Genomic DNA, 19,854 nt, shown 5'->3' with positions numbered 1-19,854 from the left:
GAGAATGTCGCAGCCTTTACGTAGTTTAAGCATTTGCGGATTAATTTTAACCCCGCCATAAACCACTTGGCATGACATTGAAAGGTGCTTACTGTATGTGGCTACACTTTGCCAAACTTGTGCTGCAAGTTCTCGTGTTGGCGTAAGTACAAGAGCACGCACTTGGTTACTGCGTACTTTTGGCCCTTTACTTAGCATTTCTAGCATTGGCAGCGTAAATCCAGCAGTTTTGCCTGTGCCTGTTTGTGCCGCAGCCATTACATCGCGACCAGCTAAAATTGCTGGGATTGATTTTTCTTGAATTGGCGTAGGGCTTTCATAACCTTGCTCTTTAATTGCTTGGTTTATTTCAGGGCAAAGATTTAAGTCTGAGAAATGCATTTTACGTACTCTTATAAAGGCGGCCGAGCAGGGTACAGTATAAAAACGATTAACGCAATTTAACTGGTGATCTCTGCTGTACAAAGGATGCATGTGGATGGATTTATTATTAAGAAATAAAAATTAATAAAATTATGTGCTTATGCATTTCACCAAATGGCATTTTTTGGCTATTGTATATGTAATAAAGATCACGTGGGCCAATATATGCATTTTTTTCATCGGTTAATGCTATTTTCTTTTTTATTAACTTCAACACAACTTCTTGCAGAAAAAAGAGTTTTTAATATTTATCACGACTCAGATTATACGAATCATGGTCAATCTGCTAAGGCTATGAAAATTGGCTTTATGACAGCGCTTTCACAACAACAATTGAAATTCGATAACATTGAATTTAATTTTATAGAAAAAGATCATCGTGGTAATAGTAATCGCAGTTTGATGCATATGAAGCAATTCTTAGCCGATCCAAACGCGCTATTTATGCTAGGCGGTTTACATTCCCCCCCTTATATAAAATATAAAAATTTTATTAATCAAAATGACATTCTGCTGTTGGTACCTTGGGCGGCGGGTGGTCCTATTACTCGTTATGATGCGGGCAAAAACTGGGTATATCGCCTTTCGGTAGATGATACTAAAGCTGGCTATCGAATAGTCAGATATGCCCAACAGCAACGTAAATGTCAGCGTCCACAGATGTTGTTAGAGAAAACCCCCTGGGGTGAGTCCAATTATGCGACCATGAGTAAAGCGCTTGAGAGTAACGCCGAAAATAGCGTAACTTGGTTTCGTTGGAACACGAAAATAAATCAAGCCAAAATTATGTTGCGTGATATTGCAAACAAACAAGCAGACTGTATTTTATTTGTGGGTAACGCAATTGAAGGCAGGCAGTTTATTGAAGCTATGGCGAATCTACCAGTGAGTCAACGCATGCCAATAATTAGTCACTGGGGCATCACTGGCGGAGATTTTTTTAATAATGTTCATCAATATTTAGAAAGTGATGTTGATTTAAATTTTATTCAATCATGTTTTTCGTTGCGAGATGATAATAAATCAGCGTTTACGAAAAAAGCCATTGCAGATGCTAAAGCCTTGTTTCCAGATACCTTTGTAGATGAGAAAACACTGCCAGCACCAGCTGGATTTATTCACGCATATGATTTGGCTAATGTATTTTTAACCGCGTTTGAAAGTACTCCCCTTGATAAAGACATTAAAATTACGCGTGCTGCACTCCATCAACAATTAGAAAGTATAAATACTCCGGTTACAGGATTGATCAAAACTTATCATAAACCTTTTAGTGCATGGTCCAATGATTTACAAGATGCTCATGAAGCGCTCGATTTAGACGATTTATGCATGGCAAAATACATGCCTGATGGTGGGATTAATGTATTTAAGAATTAAGAGCATTTAATGGCTAACAACACGCGAGATTCTAAATTAACAGCAAACCGAGCATTCTTGCTGTTTGTTGTAATTAGTTTGTTTTTATCTGTGTTGGTGAGTGCCATATTGGTTGGCTACACAACAGATAACAGTATGCGTCAATACCACAAAACATCAGCTCAGATTGAGGCACAGTTGAGTGCGCGGTATGTTCAGCAATTTTTAGAGACTCGTTTACAGTTACTGAATGATTTAGCAAAGCAACCCATGCTTATTAATGGAGTGATGGGGTCTGATATTTCGACAGCTTCGTTATCAGATTATTTAAATAGTTATCAGCTGCTTGGTAAGAAGCAACCTATTTGGCTGGTAAATATTGCAAATGAATTAATTTATAGCAATCGTTCAGAAGGGATTATTGATCTTGAAGCACCATGGCTTGAGAAACTACTTTTAGACGAAACAGATCATGTTATTACTTTATTCAAAGAGCAAGAAAGTCTTTATTTTGTAGTTGCGGTTCCTATTAAATACAACGGCCTCAGTGAAGGCGCTCTTATTGTAAAGTTCGAACGCAGCCTAACAACGCTTTTGGAAGATGTGATTAATAGCGACATGTATGCTGTGACTCTCAATGGCGAATGGCTTTTTTTTTCAACACTTAATGCGTCTTTGTCATATCAGTCTGTATCATCTATCCCGCTTGGTGACTCGGGCTTAGTTCTTAATTTTCAATTTAATAGTCGACTGATTGAACAACGTGTTACAAGTATTATCAGCAAAATAGCCTCTGTAATTGCGGCAAGCTTGGTGTTTGCATGGATCGTACTTTATTTAATTGGTCATAGGTTGTTGCTGGATCCTTATCGTCGCTTAGCAGCATCAGAAAAAGAGATAAAGCAAAGTGAAGAGCGATTTAAAGTAGCCGTAGAGGGTAGTAACGATGGGCTTTGGGATTGGGATATTTTAACAGGAAGTGTATTTTTCTCTCCTCGGTTTAGAGTACTACTTGGTTATGATAATGAGAAGGAATATCCAAGCACATTATCAAGTTTTTTCAATGCACTTCACCCCGATGATAAAGCGCGGGTGAATGATAGTATTGAGCAACACCTCACTAACAATAAACCCTATGATATTGAGTATCGTTTGCGCAATAAAAATGGCAGTTATCGCTTTTATCGTGCCAAAGGCACTGCCCTTAGAGACAAACAAGGAAACCCGATTCGTATGGCGGGGTCTCTCACTGACATAACGATTCAAAAGCGTGATCAAGATGCATTAAAAGAAGCAAAAGAACGTAACGATTTGTTAGCGCAAGCGATTGAAGCGTGCAACTTAGGAATTTCAATTTCGGATGCGGCAGAGTCAGACAATCCACTTATTTTTATTAATTCTGGCTTCGAAAGAATGACTGGTTATGGACAAGAAGCGATCGGAAAAAATTGTCGCTTTTTACAAGGCCCCAAAACATCTCGAGAAGCGGTTAATCAAATTCGAACAGCACTTGAACAAAAAAGGAAGATTCGAATTGAACTAGTAAATTATCGCAAAGATGGCAGTGAATTTTGGAATAACTTACAAATATCGCCTGTATTTGATAATGATCAAAAGCTGATTGCCTTTGTCGGGATACAGCAAGATGTAACAGAACGAATTGAAACGAATAAAGCCTTAGAGCAAGCCAAACTGCTGGCTGAACATGCTAATAGAGCCAAAAGCGAATTTTTGGCATCCATGAGCCATGAAATCCGCACCCCAATGAATGGCGTACTAGGAATGCTGAATTTGTTGCAAAACAGTGAGCTTTCGAAAGAGCAGATGCATCGCACTAGTATGGCAATCAGTAGTGCCAATGCATTACTGAACTTATTAAATGATATTTTAGATTTTTCGAAAATTGATGCAGGTAAACTAGAACTTGAATACCTAGAATATGATTTACCTGGCATGCTCAGTGAATTTGCTGAAGCAGCTGCAATTCAAGCGCATCAAAAAGAACTCGAATTAGTGCTTGATATTACTAATATCAATATCAAATATGTTAAGGGTGATCCAAATCGTTTGCGGCAAATTTTAAACAACCTAGTTGGAAACGCCATCAAATTTACAGATAACGGTGAAGTGGTTATTAAAGCGGCACTAAATGAGTATGATGAACAACACTGGCAACTATTATGTGAAGTAATGGATACAGGCATTGGCATACCCCAGCAACAACAAGAAAAGTTATTTAAATCGTTTTCTCAAGTTGATGCATCAACAACTCGTAAGTATGGTGGAACAGGACTTGGACTTGCAATTGCAAAAAAACTATGTGGCTTAATGCATGGTGAAATTAGTGTCAAGAGTGAAGTAGAAAAAGGTTGTTGCTTTAAATTTTCAATTCTTTTAGGTAAAAGTGGTTTGATATATGCTGATATTCCAGCCGTCGATATCAGTAATTTAAATCTTTTAATCGTAGATGATAACGGTTCAAATCTTCAGGTGTTACGTAGCCAATTAGAGATGTGGGGGGCAAGGGTTTATGAAGCAATGTCTGCAGAGCAAGCAATGGCAGCTTGTGAAGAACACTACAAAACTCACCAAAGATGTTTTGACATTGCATTCTTAGATATGGAAATGCCTAATGTTGGGGGGCTAGATCTTGGCAAAGCACTAAAGCAACACGCAAATTATAATGTTACAAAACTGATTATGATGACGCCAATGAACTATCAAGGGGATGCTACCTTCTTCACCGAATTAGGGTTTTCTGGCTACTTTCCAAAGCCTGCAACCGCATCAGATTTATTGGATGCGCTTTCTATTTCGCTAGAAGGGGATAATACAAAGGTGTTACAAGAACCTTTGGTAATACACCATGACACGCCTGCAACAAAAACTAAGGGAACAGTTAAACCAGTCAATTGGGCAAACCATACCCGTATTTTGTTAGCTGAAGATAATCACGTAAACCAAATTGTTGCTGAAAGCACCTTAAAAAAACTTGGCTTAACTGATGTAACAATTGCAGCAAACGGAAAAGAAGCATTATCTATCCTCGCTTCATGTGAAAATCAACAACCATTTTCACTTGTTTTAATGGACTGTCAGATGCCCGAAATGGACGGTTATGATGCAACGAGTGCAATCCGCAGAGGCTTAGCTGGCGAGAATTATCAAAAAATCACCATTATCGCTATGACCGCAAATGCCATGGTAGGAGACAAGGAAAAATGTTTAGCTGCGGGTATGGATGATTACATTGCAAAACCCATTGTTGAAGACAGTTTGTTAAATAAATTGTTGGCTTGGTTACCTCACCAGACTCAAAATGGTAAATAGCACCCTAGAGAGGTATATAAACCCAGAGTGGTTATAATATTTTAATAAAATACAGTTATAGCAGCTTTGTAAATATAGATGTGGCATAAATTATGCGGTTGAGAGTAGTAAAAAATGAGCAAGAACAATAAACGATATAAAGTACTAGTCGTATGCATGGGTAATATTTGTCGTTCACCAACGGGAGAAGCTGTTTTAAAATCCATAGCGGAAAAACAAGGCATCGATCTTGAGGTAGAATCAGCCGGTACTATAGGCTATCACGCGGGTGAGCGTCCGGATCCTCGCTCACGTGCAGCAGGTGAGGCACGTGGATATGATTTCTCTTCTATCCGAGCTCGTCAAGTAACGCAAAATGATTTTGAGTATTTTGATGAGATCTTGTGTGCTGATAAGCAAAACTTAGCAGATTTAAAAGCGATTTGTTCTGGCCAATATCATGCTAAATTAAAGTTGTTTTTGAGCTACGGCGATATGGGCGTGAATGAAATACCTGATCCTTATTATGGCGGTGAGCAGGGTTTTGAAAAGGTACTTGACCTGATAGAGAATGCAAGTGAACATTTTATTTCCCAGCTTTAAAGCTTACTTTTATAGGCTGGAAAACTAATATTGAATCGCGCCCATTTAACTTTGATTGTCCCAGGCTGATTTGAGTATTGTGACGAGTTACAATACTTTTTGTCACAGCAAGCCCGAGACCTATGCCACTTGAGTTAATTTCCTGGTTTTGAGTTAAACGGGAAAAGGCTGAAATATACGCACTATCTTCCTGGTGGGATCCCAGGTCCATCATCTTCAATGCAAATTTTGCATGTGCCTTGGCTATACCAGCAGGATATTTGAACAGCCTGATTAGCAAAACGTCCAGCATTTTCCAGAACATTACTCAATGTCCTGACTATTAAAGGGTTGTCACATCGTACTGAATCATAAATGAACTCAAGCTTTGGGTAGAGAGGTGTTACTTTGACAAGGCAGGTTTTAATCATTTCGTCAATCGGTTCTAAGGTAAAACATAATGGTTTATCCATAAACTTTAAGTGTGTATATTTTAGTAATTCGCCAGCCAAGTTATTCAGCTCTCGCACTTCATTATCAATTTCCCTAAATAATTGCTTATGATTAGGGTCGTTTGTTTGGGCGACATATCAAGGGAAATTGCATGCGCGACAGTGGACTACGCAGTTCATGCACAACACCGTGCAACAGATCTCTTTGTTAAACAGATTTGTCCTCTTCTTCATCAATTTTCTTTTTGATTTGATGAATTAGCTGTTCTTCAATTGTATATTTAGAACTTCTATCTAGCGTAATCCCATGAGCTGAAAACTCGTCAATTAGGTTACTTAATTCAAATTGTATTAAAACCTGATGCATGATCAATAAACCTAGTAAAAGAAAGCTCGGGATGAGCGGCATACTTAGTTCAATAAAATGATTATTCATACCAAGGTGGGATAGGGTAAAGGTGTAAGAACTCATTGCTATTAAGTTTTAAATAGAATGTTAAGTCAGTTAGAACAATATAGCTTTTACCATTAGCTAACAACCTGACGATAGATTTTAGCTCGGGATCATAATCCAGTGCCGATAGGTGGTAGTAAGTAATTTCAGTATCGGGATGGGCTAACGCGAGAGTTTGCCAAATACTTGTTGAAACTTCAGTGACGTTTAGCTCACTTTCGAATTGTTGACTTAAGAGTTTTATCCCGTCGACTTGTCTTTTAAAGTCCTTACAAATCAATCATGGAATAGCGTGTACAGTTATTTCCATTAGATAAACAATGATGACATTTAAAGTTGAGGTGATATACAGTTTGTTGTTAGTCACAAAGTATGTAGCCTGTATTTCTGACTGTTTTTATCAGCTGATTATCAGGTGCCACTGCTGCAAGCTTTTTTCGAATTCGACTAATACGCAAATCAATTGAACGGTCAATGCCATCATATTCGAGACGAAAGATTTTCAAATGCAGATCTTCGCGAGAAATCACTTGTCCTTTGTGATTAGCTAAAATCGCTAACAGGTCGAATTCGGCGGTAGTCAGCTCAACCTGACTGCCATTAATCGATACAATTCGTTTTCGGGTATCTATTAGTAAACCAGAACTATTGATAATCCCTTCTGATAAGGAGGATTTTCTTAATTGTGCTCGAATATGTGCAAGTAGCAGTCGTGGCTTTACTGGTTTGCAAAGATAGTCGTCTGCACCTAACTCCAATCCAGTGACTTCATCGATATCATCCCCTAATGCCGTAAGCATCATAATGACACCATGAAAATTTGGACGAATTTCTCTACACAAGGTAAGACCATCAATGCCAGGCATCATGAGATCTAGGATAATGAGATCCGGTTTAAACGAATCGATTGTTTGGTGCGCTGCCATCGCATCATTCAGCACATTAACAAGGTACCCGTTACTTGATAAAAATTGACTGATCAAACTTGTTAACGAAGCATCATCATCAATAAGAAGAATTTTTTGCAAAGACTGGCTCCAAACTTAAATAGATAGGGTTATAAAGCTTTGGTTTATTAAAAGTATTGCGCAAAGGTAAAGCAAGCTCAATAAGTTTAGACTTTGCACGACAATTATCTGGTTTTATGCGTGTGATGATAAGCCGGTGATGTCGAATAGCAACTGCAAAATCTGAAGCTTTGGTACAACCTTGACTTTTAACTTTCACGTTTACTACCGCGTCTCCCACAGTAACACCATAAAGTGGTTCAATTTTTCCTTCTGTTAAAGGTGAAATGCTCATTAATAACGTAAGTAATACAAATCTCATACGAACTACCAAAAAAAGAGAAGCATGGCTTCTCTTTTAACATCAAGGAAATCTAGCGAACAACTACAGCCAGTTCGACATTTTTATATGCTTCATAGGCATGAAGTTTTAATGTCCATACACCCGGTTGTGGAAATTTAACTAAGATGTGCTCATCGTTACCTTCCATTACAGAGTAATACTTTTCACTGAACTTATCTTCGCCATTAAGGACTAAATCTACATCGCCTTCACCACCACGTGTATCAATCCAAAGGATTTTTGCATCCTCAGGGATTTCAATTTCAAAGCCAACGATTTGGTCTGCTTCTGCCGATAAACCTGTTAGCAATTGACCTACACTATCGCCAGGTTGGTTTGGTTCTCCTGGCTCTTGGCCACCTGACCCGATCCCTGCATGATTTTCAGTATTTGTAATTACATCATCAAACCATGTTTTAAAACTAGAAACACGTGCATACACACCATATTTGTTCGGCATTGCACAGCCATCACCCCAACTTACAACACCAACTTGAAGGGGACCTTGATTACTTGCAATCACCAATGGGCCACCACTATCCCCTTGGCATGAATCTTTACCGCCAGCAGCAAAACCTGCACAAATTTCAGTGTTTGCAATTTTACCACCGTAGGCTGAAGTACTATTACAAACTTCATTAGAAATAAGCGGTACCTTAACTTGCAGTAATTGAGCTGACACATCACCACCTGAAGAAGTTGTGCCCCACCCGGAAACAATGGCTTCAATACCCGGCTGAATTTGGCCAGCATCTGCATCAGTTGCTAATTTAACATATTCAACATCCGTAATAGGCGAAGCAAGTTTAATCAAGGCAACATCTGTTGATTTTCCGGCAAGGTAATCTGGGTGGATATAGACGTTTTCAACATTAACGCGCTGACCTTGCTCACTTGCATGTTCAATAAAGTTATAGCGAATCGATAAACTTGACAGCTCAGATGCTTTTAACGACTCCACGCAGTGTGCAGCAGTTAATACCCAATCTTGATTGATGATTGAAGCACCACAAAAGTGTTGTTGATCAAATTGCATTGATGCCATCCATGGGCGTTCACCAAGTTTAGTTGGCTCACCTCCTACAATGCGAACTGAATCCATTGCCTGTTTTAGTTTAATTGGTAACTCTTTAGCTACAAGGCCATTTGATAGGCCTGCAAGAGCGATGATTGGAAGTAACATTTTCATTTTTTATAACTCCTGTTAACGATTTGTTACTAAGTTACTTAAATTATCGCCAGATGTTTATTGCTGTAAATTGTCGGATTGTATCGTTTTGTATCCAATTGTTGTGGGGGTGTTTTGAAATGTTGTGATTGGTTTTTTCTATTAGATTAAAACTAAATATCGTTATTGGTAAGTGCTTTTTTTAACTGCTAACAACACAGTTACGGCCTGATTTTTTTGCTGCATAAACAGCAATATCAGCTTTTTTTATTGTTTCTTCTATAGAGTCTTCTAAGCCCATTTCGGCAACACCAAAACTTGCAGTGACTTTTACTACCTTTTGTTCGTGGTATATAGACATATTTTCAATAGATGTGCGAAGGCGCTCAGCTAACAATCCGGCTTGAGCTTCGGTAGTGTAGGGTAAAATAACAATAAATTCTTCACCGCCATAACGACACAAAGTATCTTCAAGACGCAACTTTCCCAAACAATTTTTAGCAAAATGTTTTAATACTATATCTCCCAGTTCGTGCCCGAACTCATCATTAATGCGTTTAAAATGATCAAGATCTATCATGATTAAGGAAAGTGGTGATTGAAGGCGGTACTGAGAATTTTTCGCACTTTGCACTCGTTCATTAAAATAACGGCGGTTTTTTAAGCCCGTAAGCGTGTCAACGAAAGCAAGTTCTCTTAATTGTTTTTGTAATTTTAGTGTTTCATATGCCATCAATCTTCTACTGCAACTGTCGGCGAGCGATTCAGCATAAATAATATCCTCATCATGCCAAATGTGATGCTGTATATTTGACTCGCAAGATACTACTCCTTGCGGTTTTCCATTATGAAAAATGACGGTATCCAATATTGCACGTGTATTGGTTTGATTGTGCGATTGGAGTTCTGTAGTTCTGATGTCAGTAGCCACATTATTTGCTGCAATTGTGTTGCCAAGCAAAATATTTTCAAAATAATTGGGGTATTTATGAATGCCTAAACTGCTCGAAGTACAGATTTTTGACTCAGTAGTTGCAATGCAATTTAATTTCTTTGGGACGTCAATGTTATCGATTAACCAAACTGATATTTTATCGACACAAAGGAAATGCTTCCCTTCACTAAGTAGGTCATTTAATAGTTGATCAAAACTTTCAGCTAGCTCAATGTTAAGAGAACTGATACGACGCAACCTTTGGCGTGCTTGTTGAGGAGTAAGCATACTACTACCGCCTTTACATGCAGTGCATCCATTCACAAAGAGTGTACTTGTTTTTATACTATAGTATGTCTTTGGCATATTTATTATTTGATATAGCGCAATAAATACAAAAAACATCCCATATTTTTATTTAATTAATAAGTTATTCTCTGTGTGCCACGATAGTATTCTTCAGCCACTTCACCTAATATACGCCTAGTTTTTATTTAAGGAGAAAACTAAGGCTATGTCACAGCAAAAAGACACGCTGAGAGACTATGCTATGACCTTTTTGAAAGGTGCAGGTATGGGCGCAGCTGACGTAGTACCTGGCGTTTCGGGTGGCACCATTGCATTTATCACGGGGATTTACGAACGATTACTTACCGCCATACGCAGTGTTAATTTAACTGCATTCAAAATATTAAAAGAGCAGGGTATCAAAGGACTTTGGCAACACATTGACGGAAACTTTTTAGTGGCTGTTTTTAGTGGTTTAGCGATTAGTGCATTATCACTTGCTAAAATAATTACTTATTTATTAGCACATCATCAAACCTTTGTTTGGTCTTTTTTCTTTGGATTGATTATTGCCTCATTTTTACATATTGCTAAACAGCTTGAAAAATGGGATATAAAAACAGTTTTAGCATGTATTTTAGGAACCGTGATTGCCTTTGCCATTACCTCTTTAGCGCCTGCTGAAGCTAATGCGAGCTGGTGGTATTATTTTGTAGCAGGTGCGATTGCTATTTGCGCTATGATTTTACCGGGTATTTCTGGCAGTTTTATTTTACTTTTACTAGGCATGTATGGACATGTATTAGCTGCTGTAACATCGTTAGATTTAGCACTGATTGCCCTGTTTTTAAGCGGTTGTATTGTTGGCTTAATGACATTTTCGCACTTTTTAGGCTGGTTGTTAGCGCGCTTTAGAGACGTCACTTTTGCTTTATTGGCAGGTTTTTTATTTGGCTCGCTTAATTTGCTTTGGCCTTGGAAACAAGTAGTAAGTACTTATACCAATTCAAAAGGTATTGAGAAGCCATTAAGCCAAACCAACATTGGCCCGGAAACATATCAAATGGTGACAGGGCAAGATCCACAAACATTGATTTGTTTTGCTTTAGCGGTATTTGGATTAGGCTTAATTTTAGCAATTGAAAAAATTACTGTTGATAAGCCGAAAGGCTAAATCTTACATAATTTTAGTGATTAAAGCTCGAGCGGCTGTCTCGGGCTTTTTATTGACTTAAATAACACTGGTTGAATAATACCAGTTCACTTAAGTATCTGATCATCCTAGCGGACTAAATATCATGTTAACTGCGTTATAGTTTATCATTGTAAAACAACTGCATAAAAAAAATTATGCCTTGTTATCATTTCAGTTAGCAGCGCAATCACTGATCACATTCTTAACAGAATGGGTATAAAAAGTGTGCTAAATCTATTTTTTATGATACAAATTACTTGAACATAAAATAACCGTTAGTGAAGTGTTATGTGTCGTAAAAATAAGTTAATAATGCGCGTGGTATTGAGCGAATTGATGACGAATCATCCAAAGCCAATTAAGCGCCATGAATTAGTGTTGTCGGGAGTGGCAGAAAGCGATGTTGATACTGTAATCGATTATTTAACGCAAGAGAACTACATTATCTGTGATGAACAAGGGCAACTTATACTGTCCAGTGAGTTTGAACCTAACAGCTAACTGTTGTTTTTTTTGTATAAAAAAGCCCGAAACTGTGCTTCGGGCTTTTTAGTATTTGCGTATTAGAAAGCGTAACGTGCTTCAAAGCTGATGTAACGAGCACCTAAACGACCTGATGTCATACCCCAATTAGGGTTCACTTCTTGACCGTTGGCACCATCACGAGCGTTAGCTTGCACAACCGATGTTTGTGTATCGAAGTTAAACAAGTTATATGCTGTCGCTTTTAGCTCTAACGGATTGCCTGCTACTGAAATGTTGTATGCAAGGCTTAAATCAAACTCTTTTAACCAGTCAGTTTCGCCAAATGTACCGCGTGGTGCAGGGTTACCGTCTGCATCATAGAAAGACACATGATCATAACCACGGCTATTACATTCATCCCATACCGAACCTTCAGCACAGCTATCTACACCCAGTGGGTGGCGAGAGAACTTACTGATTGGCACACCTGATGTGATACGCATATTAAAACCAAGTACTAATTCATCCGTGATGTTGTAATAACCATTCATTTTGAATGAATGACGACGGTCATTAGGCAAATTACCACTTGAGTGATCCATTAAATCAGCATAGTCATAAGACGTTGTCCAACCTGGATCAGCTTGACCGTTATCGGTACGTACTAAACCTTCCGTATTACCCCAGCTATGCGACCAAGTGTATGATGCGTTATAGTGGAAATCACTGCCAATTGAGCCTGATAGGGTGTTTTCGATTGCACCGTATTTACGCTCTGGATCAGGTAAACCGATATAGTCTGCTGGGATCAAAATGCGCTCTGCATTTCCATCGTCATTTGTATCATAGAATATTTCTAAGTCAGTACCTGGGTTATTTAAGATATAAGCATAATTTGGAGCGTTATTGATACCATTTTCTGCAAACCATTTACGCATCACAGGTGCATAGTTTGTATCTTCAATGGATTCTTTTAAGTCACGGTAAATACCGCGAACACCATAAACTAGGTCGCCATCAAGAAACTCGCCTTGGTAGCCAATGGTAATTTCATCAGAATACATGGCTTCTAGGTCTTGGCTGACGATCATACCAGTATCAATTTCACCTGTTTGTACTTCATCTTCACCAATAAATGCGCCTGTGCTTGGAGAACCATCCGGTAATAACACAGATTGTCCATTGCCATCTACTTCGCCTACTTCGTAGTAATAACTAATATCACGACGCTGACCACCTTGGGTTATGTTCATATTTGCTGAAACAGGTTGGTAATAACGACCAAATGTTGCATACACTTTTGATGTGCCATCACCTAAGTCATAGATAGCTTGTAAGCGAGGCGCGATTTGGTTATCGACATCAACATATTTTTCACCGGTTGAAACTGTGTTGTAAACGCTTGAATAACGCAAACCTAGGTTAAGTGTCAATTGATCTGTTACTGTCCAGGTATCTTGAATATAAAATGCGGTTGAATTTACTTCTGAATCAGTAAAGTCGGTACGAACGCGTTGCTGGATAAATGGTTGACCTGCTGGATGGTCCACCGGATTGCCATTCCACGCATACATCGGGTACCACCAACCAGCGCGGTCATCAACACCATTCGGGCTATTAACGTAATCTACGTCGATATTAACGTAATCGAAACCCACTTTGATGTCGTGATCTTCTAACGTCCAACTAAAGTCAGCACGTAATTGGTCGCGAATAAATTCAGCCTCAGTAATCGAAGAAGCTGATTCTTGCGATAGTTTCACCCAACCGCCAGTCAATCGTGACCAAACTAGCGGATCAGAGCTTGTTGCAGAGTTATAGGTTTTATCAACAGTGCGCCCTGCAACAACTTCAACTGACATATCGTCATTGATAATACCTGAGTAAGTTAAACCAAAAATATCACCACCGGTACGTGATTTATAATCACTTAAATATTCGCCAACTTCTTGCGTTTCCCAATCATTTGCATAGGTTTTACCCTTGCCTTTGTTGGTAAAGCCAATAGCAGTTGCTGTAAGTGAATGATCGTCAGTGATAAACCAGTCTACTGTAGCTAGGTAGCGGTCTGAAGTGCTCTCACCAATATCAATGGTATTGCTGCCAGCTGCCTCATAATCGCTTTTTTGCGGTGCATAAACACCATAGAAGAAAAGCGTGTCTTCAATTAATGCGCCACCTGCGGAGAATGAAAAACGTGTGAACGTGCTTTCATCTTGTTCGCTGTTTGAGAAGTAGTTTCCTTCACGGTCAATCATATTTTTATGATGTGAACGCGTCGCTTCTGGGTCAATACGTGCATATGCTTCGAATTCCCAGTCATTGCTACCTGATTTTGAGATAGCATTAACAATACCACCTAATGCACCACCAAATTTTGGATCAATACCGCCAGTCATAACCTCAGTTTGCGCAACACCTTCCCAAGGCAGATTAATTGAACCAATACCCGTTTTGATATTGGTGATATTAATACCATTTAGGTAGTACGCATTTTCTGCAGAAGAGCTACCACCTATACTGGCAGCACCAAACTCACCGTTACTTACAACACCTGGAGAAAGTAGGGCAATTGCTTCAAAACCTGTTTCAACGGGTAATCGTTTCAACTCAGCTTGTGTTACCACAATACCGCCTGTAGATGATTCCATATCCACACGGGCAATTCTGCTGCCAGTGATTTCAATGGTTTCCATATTTGTACCAGCTGAATACATGGTATTGTTAAATACAACTGAGCCACCAACTGTAACTAAGATGTCTTGCTCTAATACTTGCTCGTAACCCTCTTTTTCAATAGTAAGTGTATACTCACCAATCGGAAGTTTACGAAGTGTATAACTACCATCATCTGATGTAGTAATTGAACGAGTAACCCCTTTGCTTTTATGTTTAAGCGTTACAGTCGCGTTTGCGAGTTGTTGCTGATCAGCGCTTGATACCACACCTTTTACAGTGCCGTTAAAGGTATCGTTAGCTAATGCAGGTAAACTAACTGCTATTGCAGATGCTACAGCAAGTGCGCAAGCAGAGCGTTTAAGAATGTTGCTTGTTTTTATCATTATTGCATATCCTAATTGATTTAAAGGTATAATGTATACAGTGTGTTATTTTATGTTACAGAATGGGGTGTGTTGTGTAAAGATTGTATACATTATAATTTATTCTCAATCGGATAAGGCTTTATTATAAATTGCTTGTGATTAAGATTACTTTGCATTAAGTATTTGAATACTCATGACCTTAATTTTATGAAGGCAGGGCTCTAGATTGTTTTGAATACTTAAAATCGTATTCTAAAAGTAAAAAATAAATTAAATTGTATTTTCTGCATTAATTTGAATGTGGCCTATGTAGGGTTTTACGCAACGCAAACCTGTGGTTAGTTGTTACTAACTAAACAGCTCTTCTAACGCATAAACGGCTTGGTGCTCCGTTTGATTTTGGTAAACATCAAGTAGTTTATGTGCTACCTGCTGCCCAGAGATTGGCCTGTAACGTTTTAACCAAGGAAGCTTACAAATTATTGGTAAAATTACACTTGCGAGAGTTTCCATTATTCTAAACTCTTGCCGTTTACCAAGTAATAATGATGGTTGTAAAATTGAAATGCGTTTAAAACAAAGTGCTTTTACTTTTTCTTCAAGCTCTCCTTTCATTTTAAGGTAAGGGCTGCGGCTATTGCTATTTGCACCGCTAGAAGATACGAGTAAGTAATCTTGTATAGTGTTATTAGCTGCCATTTCGGCAATTAAATATTGGTAATTTAGGTCAACTCTTCGCTGCGCCTCAACTGTTTTTGCTTTCTTTTTAGTAGTACCTAAGCATGAAAAAAGCACATCACCTTTAAATAAATGGCTGTGCTCTGCTAACTTTTCGAAATCGACAATGTGACATTTTAGTTTTGCATGGCAAAAAGTGAGTTCTCTTCTTGCAATTACAACAACTTCAGAAATGTCATTTGTTTGGCAAAGTAATGTAACAAGCTCGTTGCCAACTAAGCCTGTTGCACCAATAACGATTGCTTTTTTTGACATTAAAAGGCCTAAATATTTGTAATTAAAACGCGTAAAGCCAGCAATAAAAAGGCAAAAGCTAATAGTTTATTGATAACATGCGCGTAACGGGTAAGGTCGAATTTCTGGTTTGCTTTACTGGTAATTACACTGACAATGCAATACCAAAGTGTATCAATGATAAACACGGTTAAACACATAATTATGCCCTGATACACAGTAATGGTTTCAGGATGTATAAATTGCGAGAAGAGTGCTAAAAAGAAAATTGCCAATTTAGGATTTAAAAAAGCAATCGCAAAACCATCTCTAGCAGCGTAAAGAGAACTTGTAGAGCTTGCTTTATCAAAACTGAACTTACTTTTGCCTGCCCTTAAAATGTTGAAAGCCAAATACATTAAATATATAGCGCCACCAAATAGTATCGCCTTGTAGGCAATTGGAAATTGTTGGATAAGACCTGCTAAGCCAATTAAAGCAAGCGCAGCATAAATGCCTACACCAATACCATGTGAGACACTGGCAATTAACCCGTGTTTTGAACCTTGTTCCATCGAATGCGACAAGACTACAGCCAAACTAGGTCCAGGTGACATTGCACCTACAGCACAAATTCCGGCTAAACTAAGCCAAAGTCCAAATTCCATATATACTCCAAAATTTCACAGTTGAAATGGTTTAACATATTCATTCAAGAATACAAACACAAATGCACTATCTTTATTGAGTGTTTCGATGTTTAAATACTGTCTTAATAAGAACGATATATTATCTTCACACATTAAGTATGATCAACAAATGGGTTACTATGGTTTTAAGTTGATAAAAAATTTAGTTTTTGATTGCTCAAATGTAGTAACAGAAACGCTAAAGTATCCTTGTCCTGTTGTAACCAGCATACCAATGCACCCTTTCTACCGCATCATACGTCTTAAGATTGGGGACTTTGTAAATTCGTTACTTACTCTGTTTAGCTTATCAGACTAGATATGTTTTCGATTCTAAAAATCTTATTTACGACTCAATCTGACAAGGGCATCACACAAATTGTTTTTCTTATAATCGGAAACTTAATTATAACGACGTGATTGCTTGATTTATAACCGTTATTCAAGCATAACGCACATCGATTGAGAACGTAAAACGTCATTAAGTGTATGACTTAATGTCGATTATATGTGTTTGAATGCATAAAGTTTCTTCATCAGACTAAATTGCTATATACTGAATTTAATTAAATGCTATTGTTCGAATTACAATCGTTTTGGTGCAATGATTTGCTGTATCAAGATAGTAAATTATTTCCCGGAACAAAAACGTTAGGTGATAGATGACGGCAGAGTTAAAAGAGAGAGTTGCTATTTTAGAAGGCATGCTGAGCGTAGTTGGAGCCTGTATTTTTAGCAAAGATTTAAAAGGACGCTATACCTACGTAAATCAAGCTGTGTTAGCTGTATTTGATTTACCTCAAGAAGAAGTTCTAGGTAAAGACGATAGTCACTTTTTTGATTTGGAACAGTCACGAGAAGTAATCGAAAACGACCAAATGGTCATGCGTACCGGAAAAACTTTAAGAAAAGAAGAAACTAATTTCGTAAAAGCATTTAACCGCGAAGTCACTTATCAAATCATCAAAAAACCGCTGTATGACGAGAATAATAACTTAATTGGCGTGTGTGGCATCGCAAACGATATTACCGAACAACGTCATCTTCAAAGCAAAGTGGAAGAACAAAACAAGTTACTCGATATTGTGCTAGATAATGTCGCAGCACATATATACATGAAAGATGATTCACGTGAATTTATCTATGTAAATGCCAAAGTTTCCGAGCTTTTTGGGCTCCCAGTAGAGCACATTATAGGTGCAAAAGAGCAGGATATTCTGCCACCAGATATGGCTGCGCATTTTCATGAAAGTGACACGGAATTGTTTGCCAGTGGTACAAAACAAACTATTGAAGAGACAGTGACGGACGATAACGGTAACAAAAGACATTATTTAAGTGTAAAAGTGCCATTTGAACACCATGGAAGCAAATCCCTTATTGGCTTTTCTACAGAGGTTACAGAACTTTACGAATTGAAAGAGCAATTTCGCAAACAAGCTAATACAGACTATTTAACCAACATTTATAATCGTCGCTATTTTATTGAAACCGCTGAACGTGAATTTAAACGAGCTGATAGAAGTAAAGAACCTTTTGCGTTGATGTCGCTTGATATTGATCATTTTAAAAAAATTAACGACAAGTATGGTCATCCAGTAGGCGATCTGGTTTTGCAGACATTTGCAAAAAGCTTAACTGCTAATTTACGAGATGAGGATGTGCTAGCACGTATCGGTGGTGAAGAGTTTGCTATTATATTGCCAAATACTCTGTTTAAAGAAGCTAAGCGTGTAGCTGAACGCATACGCGAATACCAATCGAACAATCCAGTCCCAACGGAAAAAGGCGGCATTTTGGCGAGAGTAAGTATTGGACTAGTAATGAAAGCTCATGATGATAACAATTTTGAAACATTGTTCAAACGTGTAGATAAAGCTCTTTACCAAGCAAAAAGGCAAGGCCGCAACCGGGTTGTTGCACATAATTAAAAAGTAAAAGTTTGCTCGGTATTCAATTTTCATTATTGTCTACACAGCTAAACACATCCGTTTGTGGGCGTTTTAAAACACGCTTGAATTTTAGCGCGCATTCTTAACCTAAATTAGGTTTCTTCTGTTAGATACTTAAATTACAGAGTGTTTATTGTTAATAACCACTCGCTTAATAGGGCTTAATTTATTAAAATAGGGCGAAAATAAAACAGGAACAGAGAATTATTATGTCGTTACCTCCTTGCCCAAGCTGTCAATCAGAATACGTTTATCAAGATCAAGAAAACTTAGTCTGCCCAGAGTGCGCATTTGAATGGAACCCCGAAGAGCAAGCACAAGAAGATGCGATTGAAGTGAAAGATGCAAATGGCGCATTACTTGCCGAAGGCGATAAAGTAACTGTCATTAAAGATCTTAAAATCAAAGGCAGCTCGCAAGTGATTAAAATTGGTACTAAAGCGGTGGTGCGTCGTGTATTTGACAAAAAAGATCATGAGTTAGACTGCAAAGTTGACGGTGTAGGCGAGATGATGGTTACCGCCAAATTCGTAAAAAAAGCATAATAATTCAAGTGTGCTTAACAAACGGCGAGCAAGCTACTCGCCGTTAAAATTTTCTCATATTGTTTAGCTACTTTATACAACAATGCTCTGATTTGAAACGCGTTATTAAAGGTTGATTTATTTTTCTAATGGGTGTCTTTGCAGCTGTATGCTTTGTGAAATGGTCCGTTGTTCCTTGCAAGCTTTCAACAATTTTGTCATCTAAATAAACAGCTAAGATAAATGCCAACATGGTAAAAATGGGCGCATAAATAAATGACCAAACAATATCGCCTTTGACTATCAGGTTAATAACAAGTGGCAGTAAAATAACCAAGGCAGCAAGCAATCGATAAGTTATTAATAGTCTGCATGTCATAACTTAGTTCCTTTAAAGTAAGCATTCTCGATAGTGTTACTCTAGAGTTTTTACAAAGTGACGACAAAAGGAAAATATTCACCAAATAGGTGAGTATAATTCATCTATTTAGTTTCTAATTTTCTCTGTGCTGAATGCAAAAAATAAAATTGTTAAGTGACTATTGATGTAAAGTACGCTTTCATTTCATCTAAATAAATTATTTTCAACGCAAGGAATGGCGATTATGGCCATAGCCCATTAACTATTTATTCTGCTATCTTCACTGGTACTACACTCATTTAAAATAACCAAATCACACTAATGCCACTTTATTACCGAAATAAATATTCTTTT

19 protein-coding genes are annotated in these 19,854 nt (G+C 38.0%); 7 read left to right on the top strand and 12 right to left on the bottom strand.

What is annotated here, in order from left to right:
* The coding region (locus tag ABYD77_RS10845) for a DEAD/DEAH box helicase (RefSeq protein ID WP_372769748.1) at positions 1 to 381 on the bottom strand (381 nt) is incomplete at its 3' end.
* Positions 382 to 537: 156 nt separating this feature from the next.
* Between ABYD77_RS10845 and ABYD77_RS10840 the strand changes: the two genes are divergently transcribed.
* From ABYD77_RS10840 to ABYD77_RS10830, 3 genes are all read left to right on the top strand, one after another.
* Positions 538 to 1,803: an ABC transporter substrate-binding protein gene (locus ABYD77_RS10840; RefSeq protein ID WP_372769746.1), complete on the top strand. Its 1,266-nt coding sequence runs from the start codon at positions 538 to 540 to the stop codon at positions 1,801 to 1,803.
* A gap of 9 nt (positions 1,804 to 1,812) precedes the next feature.
* Entirely contained in the window at positions 1,813 to 5,112 is a 3,300-nt protein-coding gene (locus tag ABYD77_RS10835) for a response regulator (RefSeq protein WP_372769744.1), read from the top strand.
* 114 nt (positions 5,113 to 5,226) lie between these two features.
* Positions 5,227 to 5,694, top strand: a complete 468-nt coding sequence (locus ABYD77_RS10830; RefSeq protein ID WP_372769742.1) for a low molecular weight protein-tyrosine-phosphatase — start codon at positions 5,227 to 5,229, stop codon at positions 5,692 to 5,694.
* Positions 5,695 to 5,876: 182 nt separating this feature from the next.
* Here the strand turns inward: ABYD77_RS10830 and ABYD77_RS10825 are convergent, their stop codons facing one another.
* From ABYD77_RS10825 to ABYD77_RS10795, 7 genes are all read right to left on the bottom strand, one after another.
* A complete protein-coding gene (locus ABYD77_RS10825) occupies positions 5,877 to 6,104 on the bottom strand; it encodes an ATP-binding protein (protein WP_372769750.1) in 228 nt (75 codons plus the stop codon).
* 229 nt (positions 6,105 to 6,333) lie between these two features.
* Positions 6,334 to 6,492, bottom strand: a complete 159-nt coding sequence (locus tag ABYD77_RS10820) for a hypothetical protein (RefSeq protein ID WP_372769740.1) — start codon at positions 6,490 to 6,492, stop codon at positions 6,334 to 6,336.
* Positions 6,493 to 6,553: 61 nt separating this feature from the next.
* Positions 6,554 to 6,859 carry a hypothetical protein gene (locus ABYD77_RS10815; RefSeq protein ID WP_372769738.1) on the bottom strand — a complete coding sequence of 102 codons (306 nt, stop codon included), beginning with the start codon at positions 6,857 to 6,859 and terminating at the stop codon, positions 6,554 to 6,556.
* Between the two features lie 79 nt (positions 6,860 to 6,938).
* On the bottom strand, positions 6,939 to 7,607 hold the full coding sequence (locus ABYD77_RS10810) for a response regulator transcription factor (protein ID WP_372769736.1): 669 nt from the start codon (positions 7,605 to 7,607) through the stop codon (positions 6,939 to 6,941).
* The gene (locus ABYD77_RS10805; RefSeq protein ID WP_372769734.1) at positions 7,585 to 7,908 is read right to left on the bottom strand and encodes a hypothetical protein; all 324 of its coding nucleotides are present in this window, start codon (positions 7,906 to 7,908) and stop codon (positions 7,585 to 7,587) included. The genes ABYD77_RS10810 and ABYD77_RS10805 overlap by 23 nt, the downstream gene beginning before the upstream one ends.
* Positions 7,909 to 7,960: 52 nt before the next feature.
* Positions 7,961 to 9,118, bottom strand: a complete 1,158-nt coding sequence (locus tag ABYD77_RS10800) for a trypsin-like serine protease (protein ID WP_372769732.1) — start codon at positions 9,116 to 9,118, stop codon at positions 7,961 to 7,963.
* A 181-nt stretch (positions 9,119 to 9,299) separates the two neighbouring features.
* A complete protein-coding gene (locus ABYD77_RS10795; protein ID WP_372769730.1) occupies positions 9,300 to 10,319 on the bottom strand; it encodes a diguanylate cyclase in 1,020 nt (339 codons plus the stop codon).
* Positions 10,320 to 10,545: 226 nt separating this feature from the next.
* Between ABYD77_RS10795 and ABYD77_RS10790 the strand changes: the two genes are divergently transcribed.
* Both ABYD77_RS10790 and ABYD77_RS10785 read left to right on the top strand, forming a co-directional pair.
* Complete coding sequence (locus ABYD77_RS10790) at positions 10,546 to 11,493, top strand: DUF368 domain-containing protein (RefSeq protein ID WP_372769728.1); 948 nt, start codon at positions 10,546 to 10,548, stop codon at positions 11,491 to 11,493.
* A 309-nt stretch (positions 11,494 to 11,802) separates the two neighbouring features.
* Complete coding sequence (locus ABYD77_RS10785) at positions 11,803 to 12,015, top strand: hypothetical protein (protein WP_372769726.1); 213 nt, start codon at positions 11,803 to 11,805, stop codon at positions 12,013 to 12,015.
* Positions 12,016 to 12,077: 62 nt separating this feature from the next.
* Here the strand turns inward: ABYD77_RS10785 and ABYD77_RS10780 are convergent, their stop codons facing one another.
* The 3 genes from ABYD77_RS10780 to ABYD77_RS10770 all read right to left on the bottom strand — a co-directional run bounded on the left by ABYD77_RS10780 (position 12,078) and on the right by ABYD77_RS10770 (position 16,642).
* On the bottom strand, positions 12,078 to 15,041 hold the full coding sequence (locus ABYD77_RS10780) for a TonB-dependent receptor domain-containing protein (RefSeq protein WP_372769724.1): 2,964 nt from the start codon (positions 15,039 to 15,041) through the stop codon (positions 12,078 to 12,080).
* 330 nt (positions 15,042 to 15,371) lie between these two features.
* Positions 15,372 to 16,016, bottom strand: a complete 645-nt coding sequence (locus ABYD77_RS10775) for an NAD-dependent epimerase/dehydratase family protein (protein ID WP_372769722.1) — start codon at positions 16,014 to 16,016, stop codon at positions 15,372 to 15,374.
* An 8-nt stretch (positions 16,017 to 16,024) separates the two neighbouring features.
* Positions 16,025 to 16,642, bottom strand: coding sequence for a LysE family translocator (locus ABYD77_RS10770; RefSeq protein ID WP_372769720.1), 618 nt, complete (start codon positions 16,640 to 16,642; stop codon positions 16,025 to 16,027).
* 683 nt (positions 16,643 to 17,325) lie between these two features.
* Here ABYD77_RS10770 and ABYD77_RS10765 point away from each other — a divergent pair.
* A complete protein-coding gene (locus tag ABYD77_RS10765) occupies positions 17,326 to 18,594 on the top strand; it encodes a diguanylate cyclase (protein WP_372769718.1) in 1,269 nt (422 codons plus the stop codon).
* Between the two features lie 230 nt (positions 18,595 to 18,824).
* Complete coding sequence (locus tag ABYD77_RS10760; RefSeq protein ID WP_372769717.1) at positions 18,825 to 19,160, top strand: zinc ribbon domain-containing protein YjdM; 336 nt, start codon at positions 18,825 to 18,827, stop codon at positions 19,158 to 19,160.
* A 67-nt stretch (positions 19,161 to 19,227) separates the two neighbouring features.
* On the opposite strand, the gene ABYD77_RS10755 is transcribed toward ABYD77_RS10760, so the two are convergent.
* Positions 19,228 to 19,518 carry a hypothetical protein gene (locus tag ABYD77_RS10755; RefSeq protein WP_372769715.1) on the bottom strand — a complete coding sequence of 97 codons (291 nt, stop codon included), beginning with the start codon at positions 19,516 to 19,518 and terminating at the stop codon, positions 19,228 to 19,230.
* Between the last annotated feature and the right edge of the window lie 336 nt (positions 19,519 to 19,854).

It is taken from the genome of Pseudoalteromonas sp. (assembly GCF_041629635.1).
GTDB lineage: Bacteria > Pseudomonadota > Gammaproteobacteria > Enterobacterales > Alteromonadaceae > Pseudoalteromonas.
This window is presented reverse-complemented; position numbering and strand designations above follow the sequence as displayed.

What these genes read in the sequence shown, in the direction of transcription:
- ABYD77_RS10840 (WP_372769746.1), top strand. Translation starts at nt 538, where the DNA reads ATGGCATTTTTTGGCTATTGTATATGTAATAAAGATCACGTGGGCCAA.
- ABYD77_RS10835 (WP_372769744.1), top strand. Translation starts at nt 1,813, where the DNA reads ATGGCTAACAACACGCGAGATTCTAAATTAACAGCAAACCGAGCATTC.
- ABYD77_RS10830 (WP_372769742.1), top strand. Translation starts at nt 5,227, where the DNA reads ATGAGCAAGAACAATAAACGATATAAAGTACTAGTCGTATGCATGGGT.
- ABYD77_RS10825 (WP_372769750.1), bottom strand. Translation starts at nt 6,104, where the DNA reads ATGATTAAAACCTGCCTTGTCAAAGTAACACCTCTCTACCCAAAGCTT.
- ABYD77_RS10820 (WP_372769740.1), bottom strand. Translation starts at nt 6,492, where the DNA reads ATGCATCAGGTTTTAATACAATTTGAATTAAGTAACCTAATTGACGAG.
- ABYD77_RS10805 (WP_372769734.1), bottom strand. Translation starts at nt 7,908, where the DNA reads ATGAGATTTGTATTACTTACGTTATTAATGAGCATTTCACCTTTAACA.
- ABYD77_RS10800 (WP_372769732.1), bottom strand. Translation starts at nt 9,118, where the DNA reads ATGAAAATGTTACTTCCAATCATCGCTCTTGCAGGCCTATCAAATGGC.
- ABYD77_RS10795 (WP_372769730.1), bottom strand. Translation starts at nt 10,319, where the DNA reads ATGCTTACTCCTCAACAAGCACGCCAAAGGTTGCGTCGTATCAGTTCT.
- ABYD77_RS10790 (WP_372769728.1), top strand. Translation starts at nt 10,546, where the DNA reads ATGTCACAGCAAAAAGACACGCTGAGAGACTATGCTATGACCTTTTTG.
- ABYD77_RS10785 (WP_372769726.1), top strand. Translation starts at nt 11,803, where the DNA reads ATGTGTCGTAAAAATAAGTTAATAATGCGCGTGGTATTGAGCGAATTG.
- ABYD77_RS10780 (WP_372769724.1), bottom strand. Translation starts at nt 15,041, where the DNA reads ATGATAAAAACAAGCAACATTCTTAAACGCTCTGCTTGCGCACTTGCT.
- ABYD77_RS10775 (WP_372769722.1), bottom strand. Translation starts at nt 16,016, where the DNA reads ATGTCAAAAAAAGCAATCGTTATTGGTGCAACAGGCTTAGTTGGCAAC.
- ABYD77_RS10770 (WP_372769720.1), bottom strand. Translation starts at nt 16,642, where the DNA reads ATGGAATTTGGACTTTGGCTTAGTTTAGCCGGAATTTGTGCTGTAGGT.
- ABYD77_RS10765 (WP_372769718.1), top strand. Translation starts at nt 17,326, where the DNA reads ATGACGGCAGAGTTAAAAGAGAGAGTTGCTATTTTAGAAGGCATGCTG.
- ABYD77_RS10760 (WP_372769717.1), top strand. Translation starts at nt 18,825, where the DNA reads ATGTCGTTACCTCCTTGCCCAAGCTGTCAATCAGAATACGTTTATCAA.
- ABYD77_RS10755 (WP_372769715.1), bottom strand. Translation starts at nt 19,518, where the DNA reads ATGACATGCAGACTATTAATAACTTATCGATTGCTTGCTGCCTTGGTT.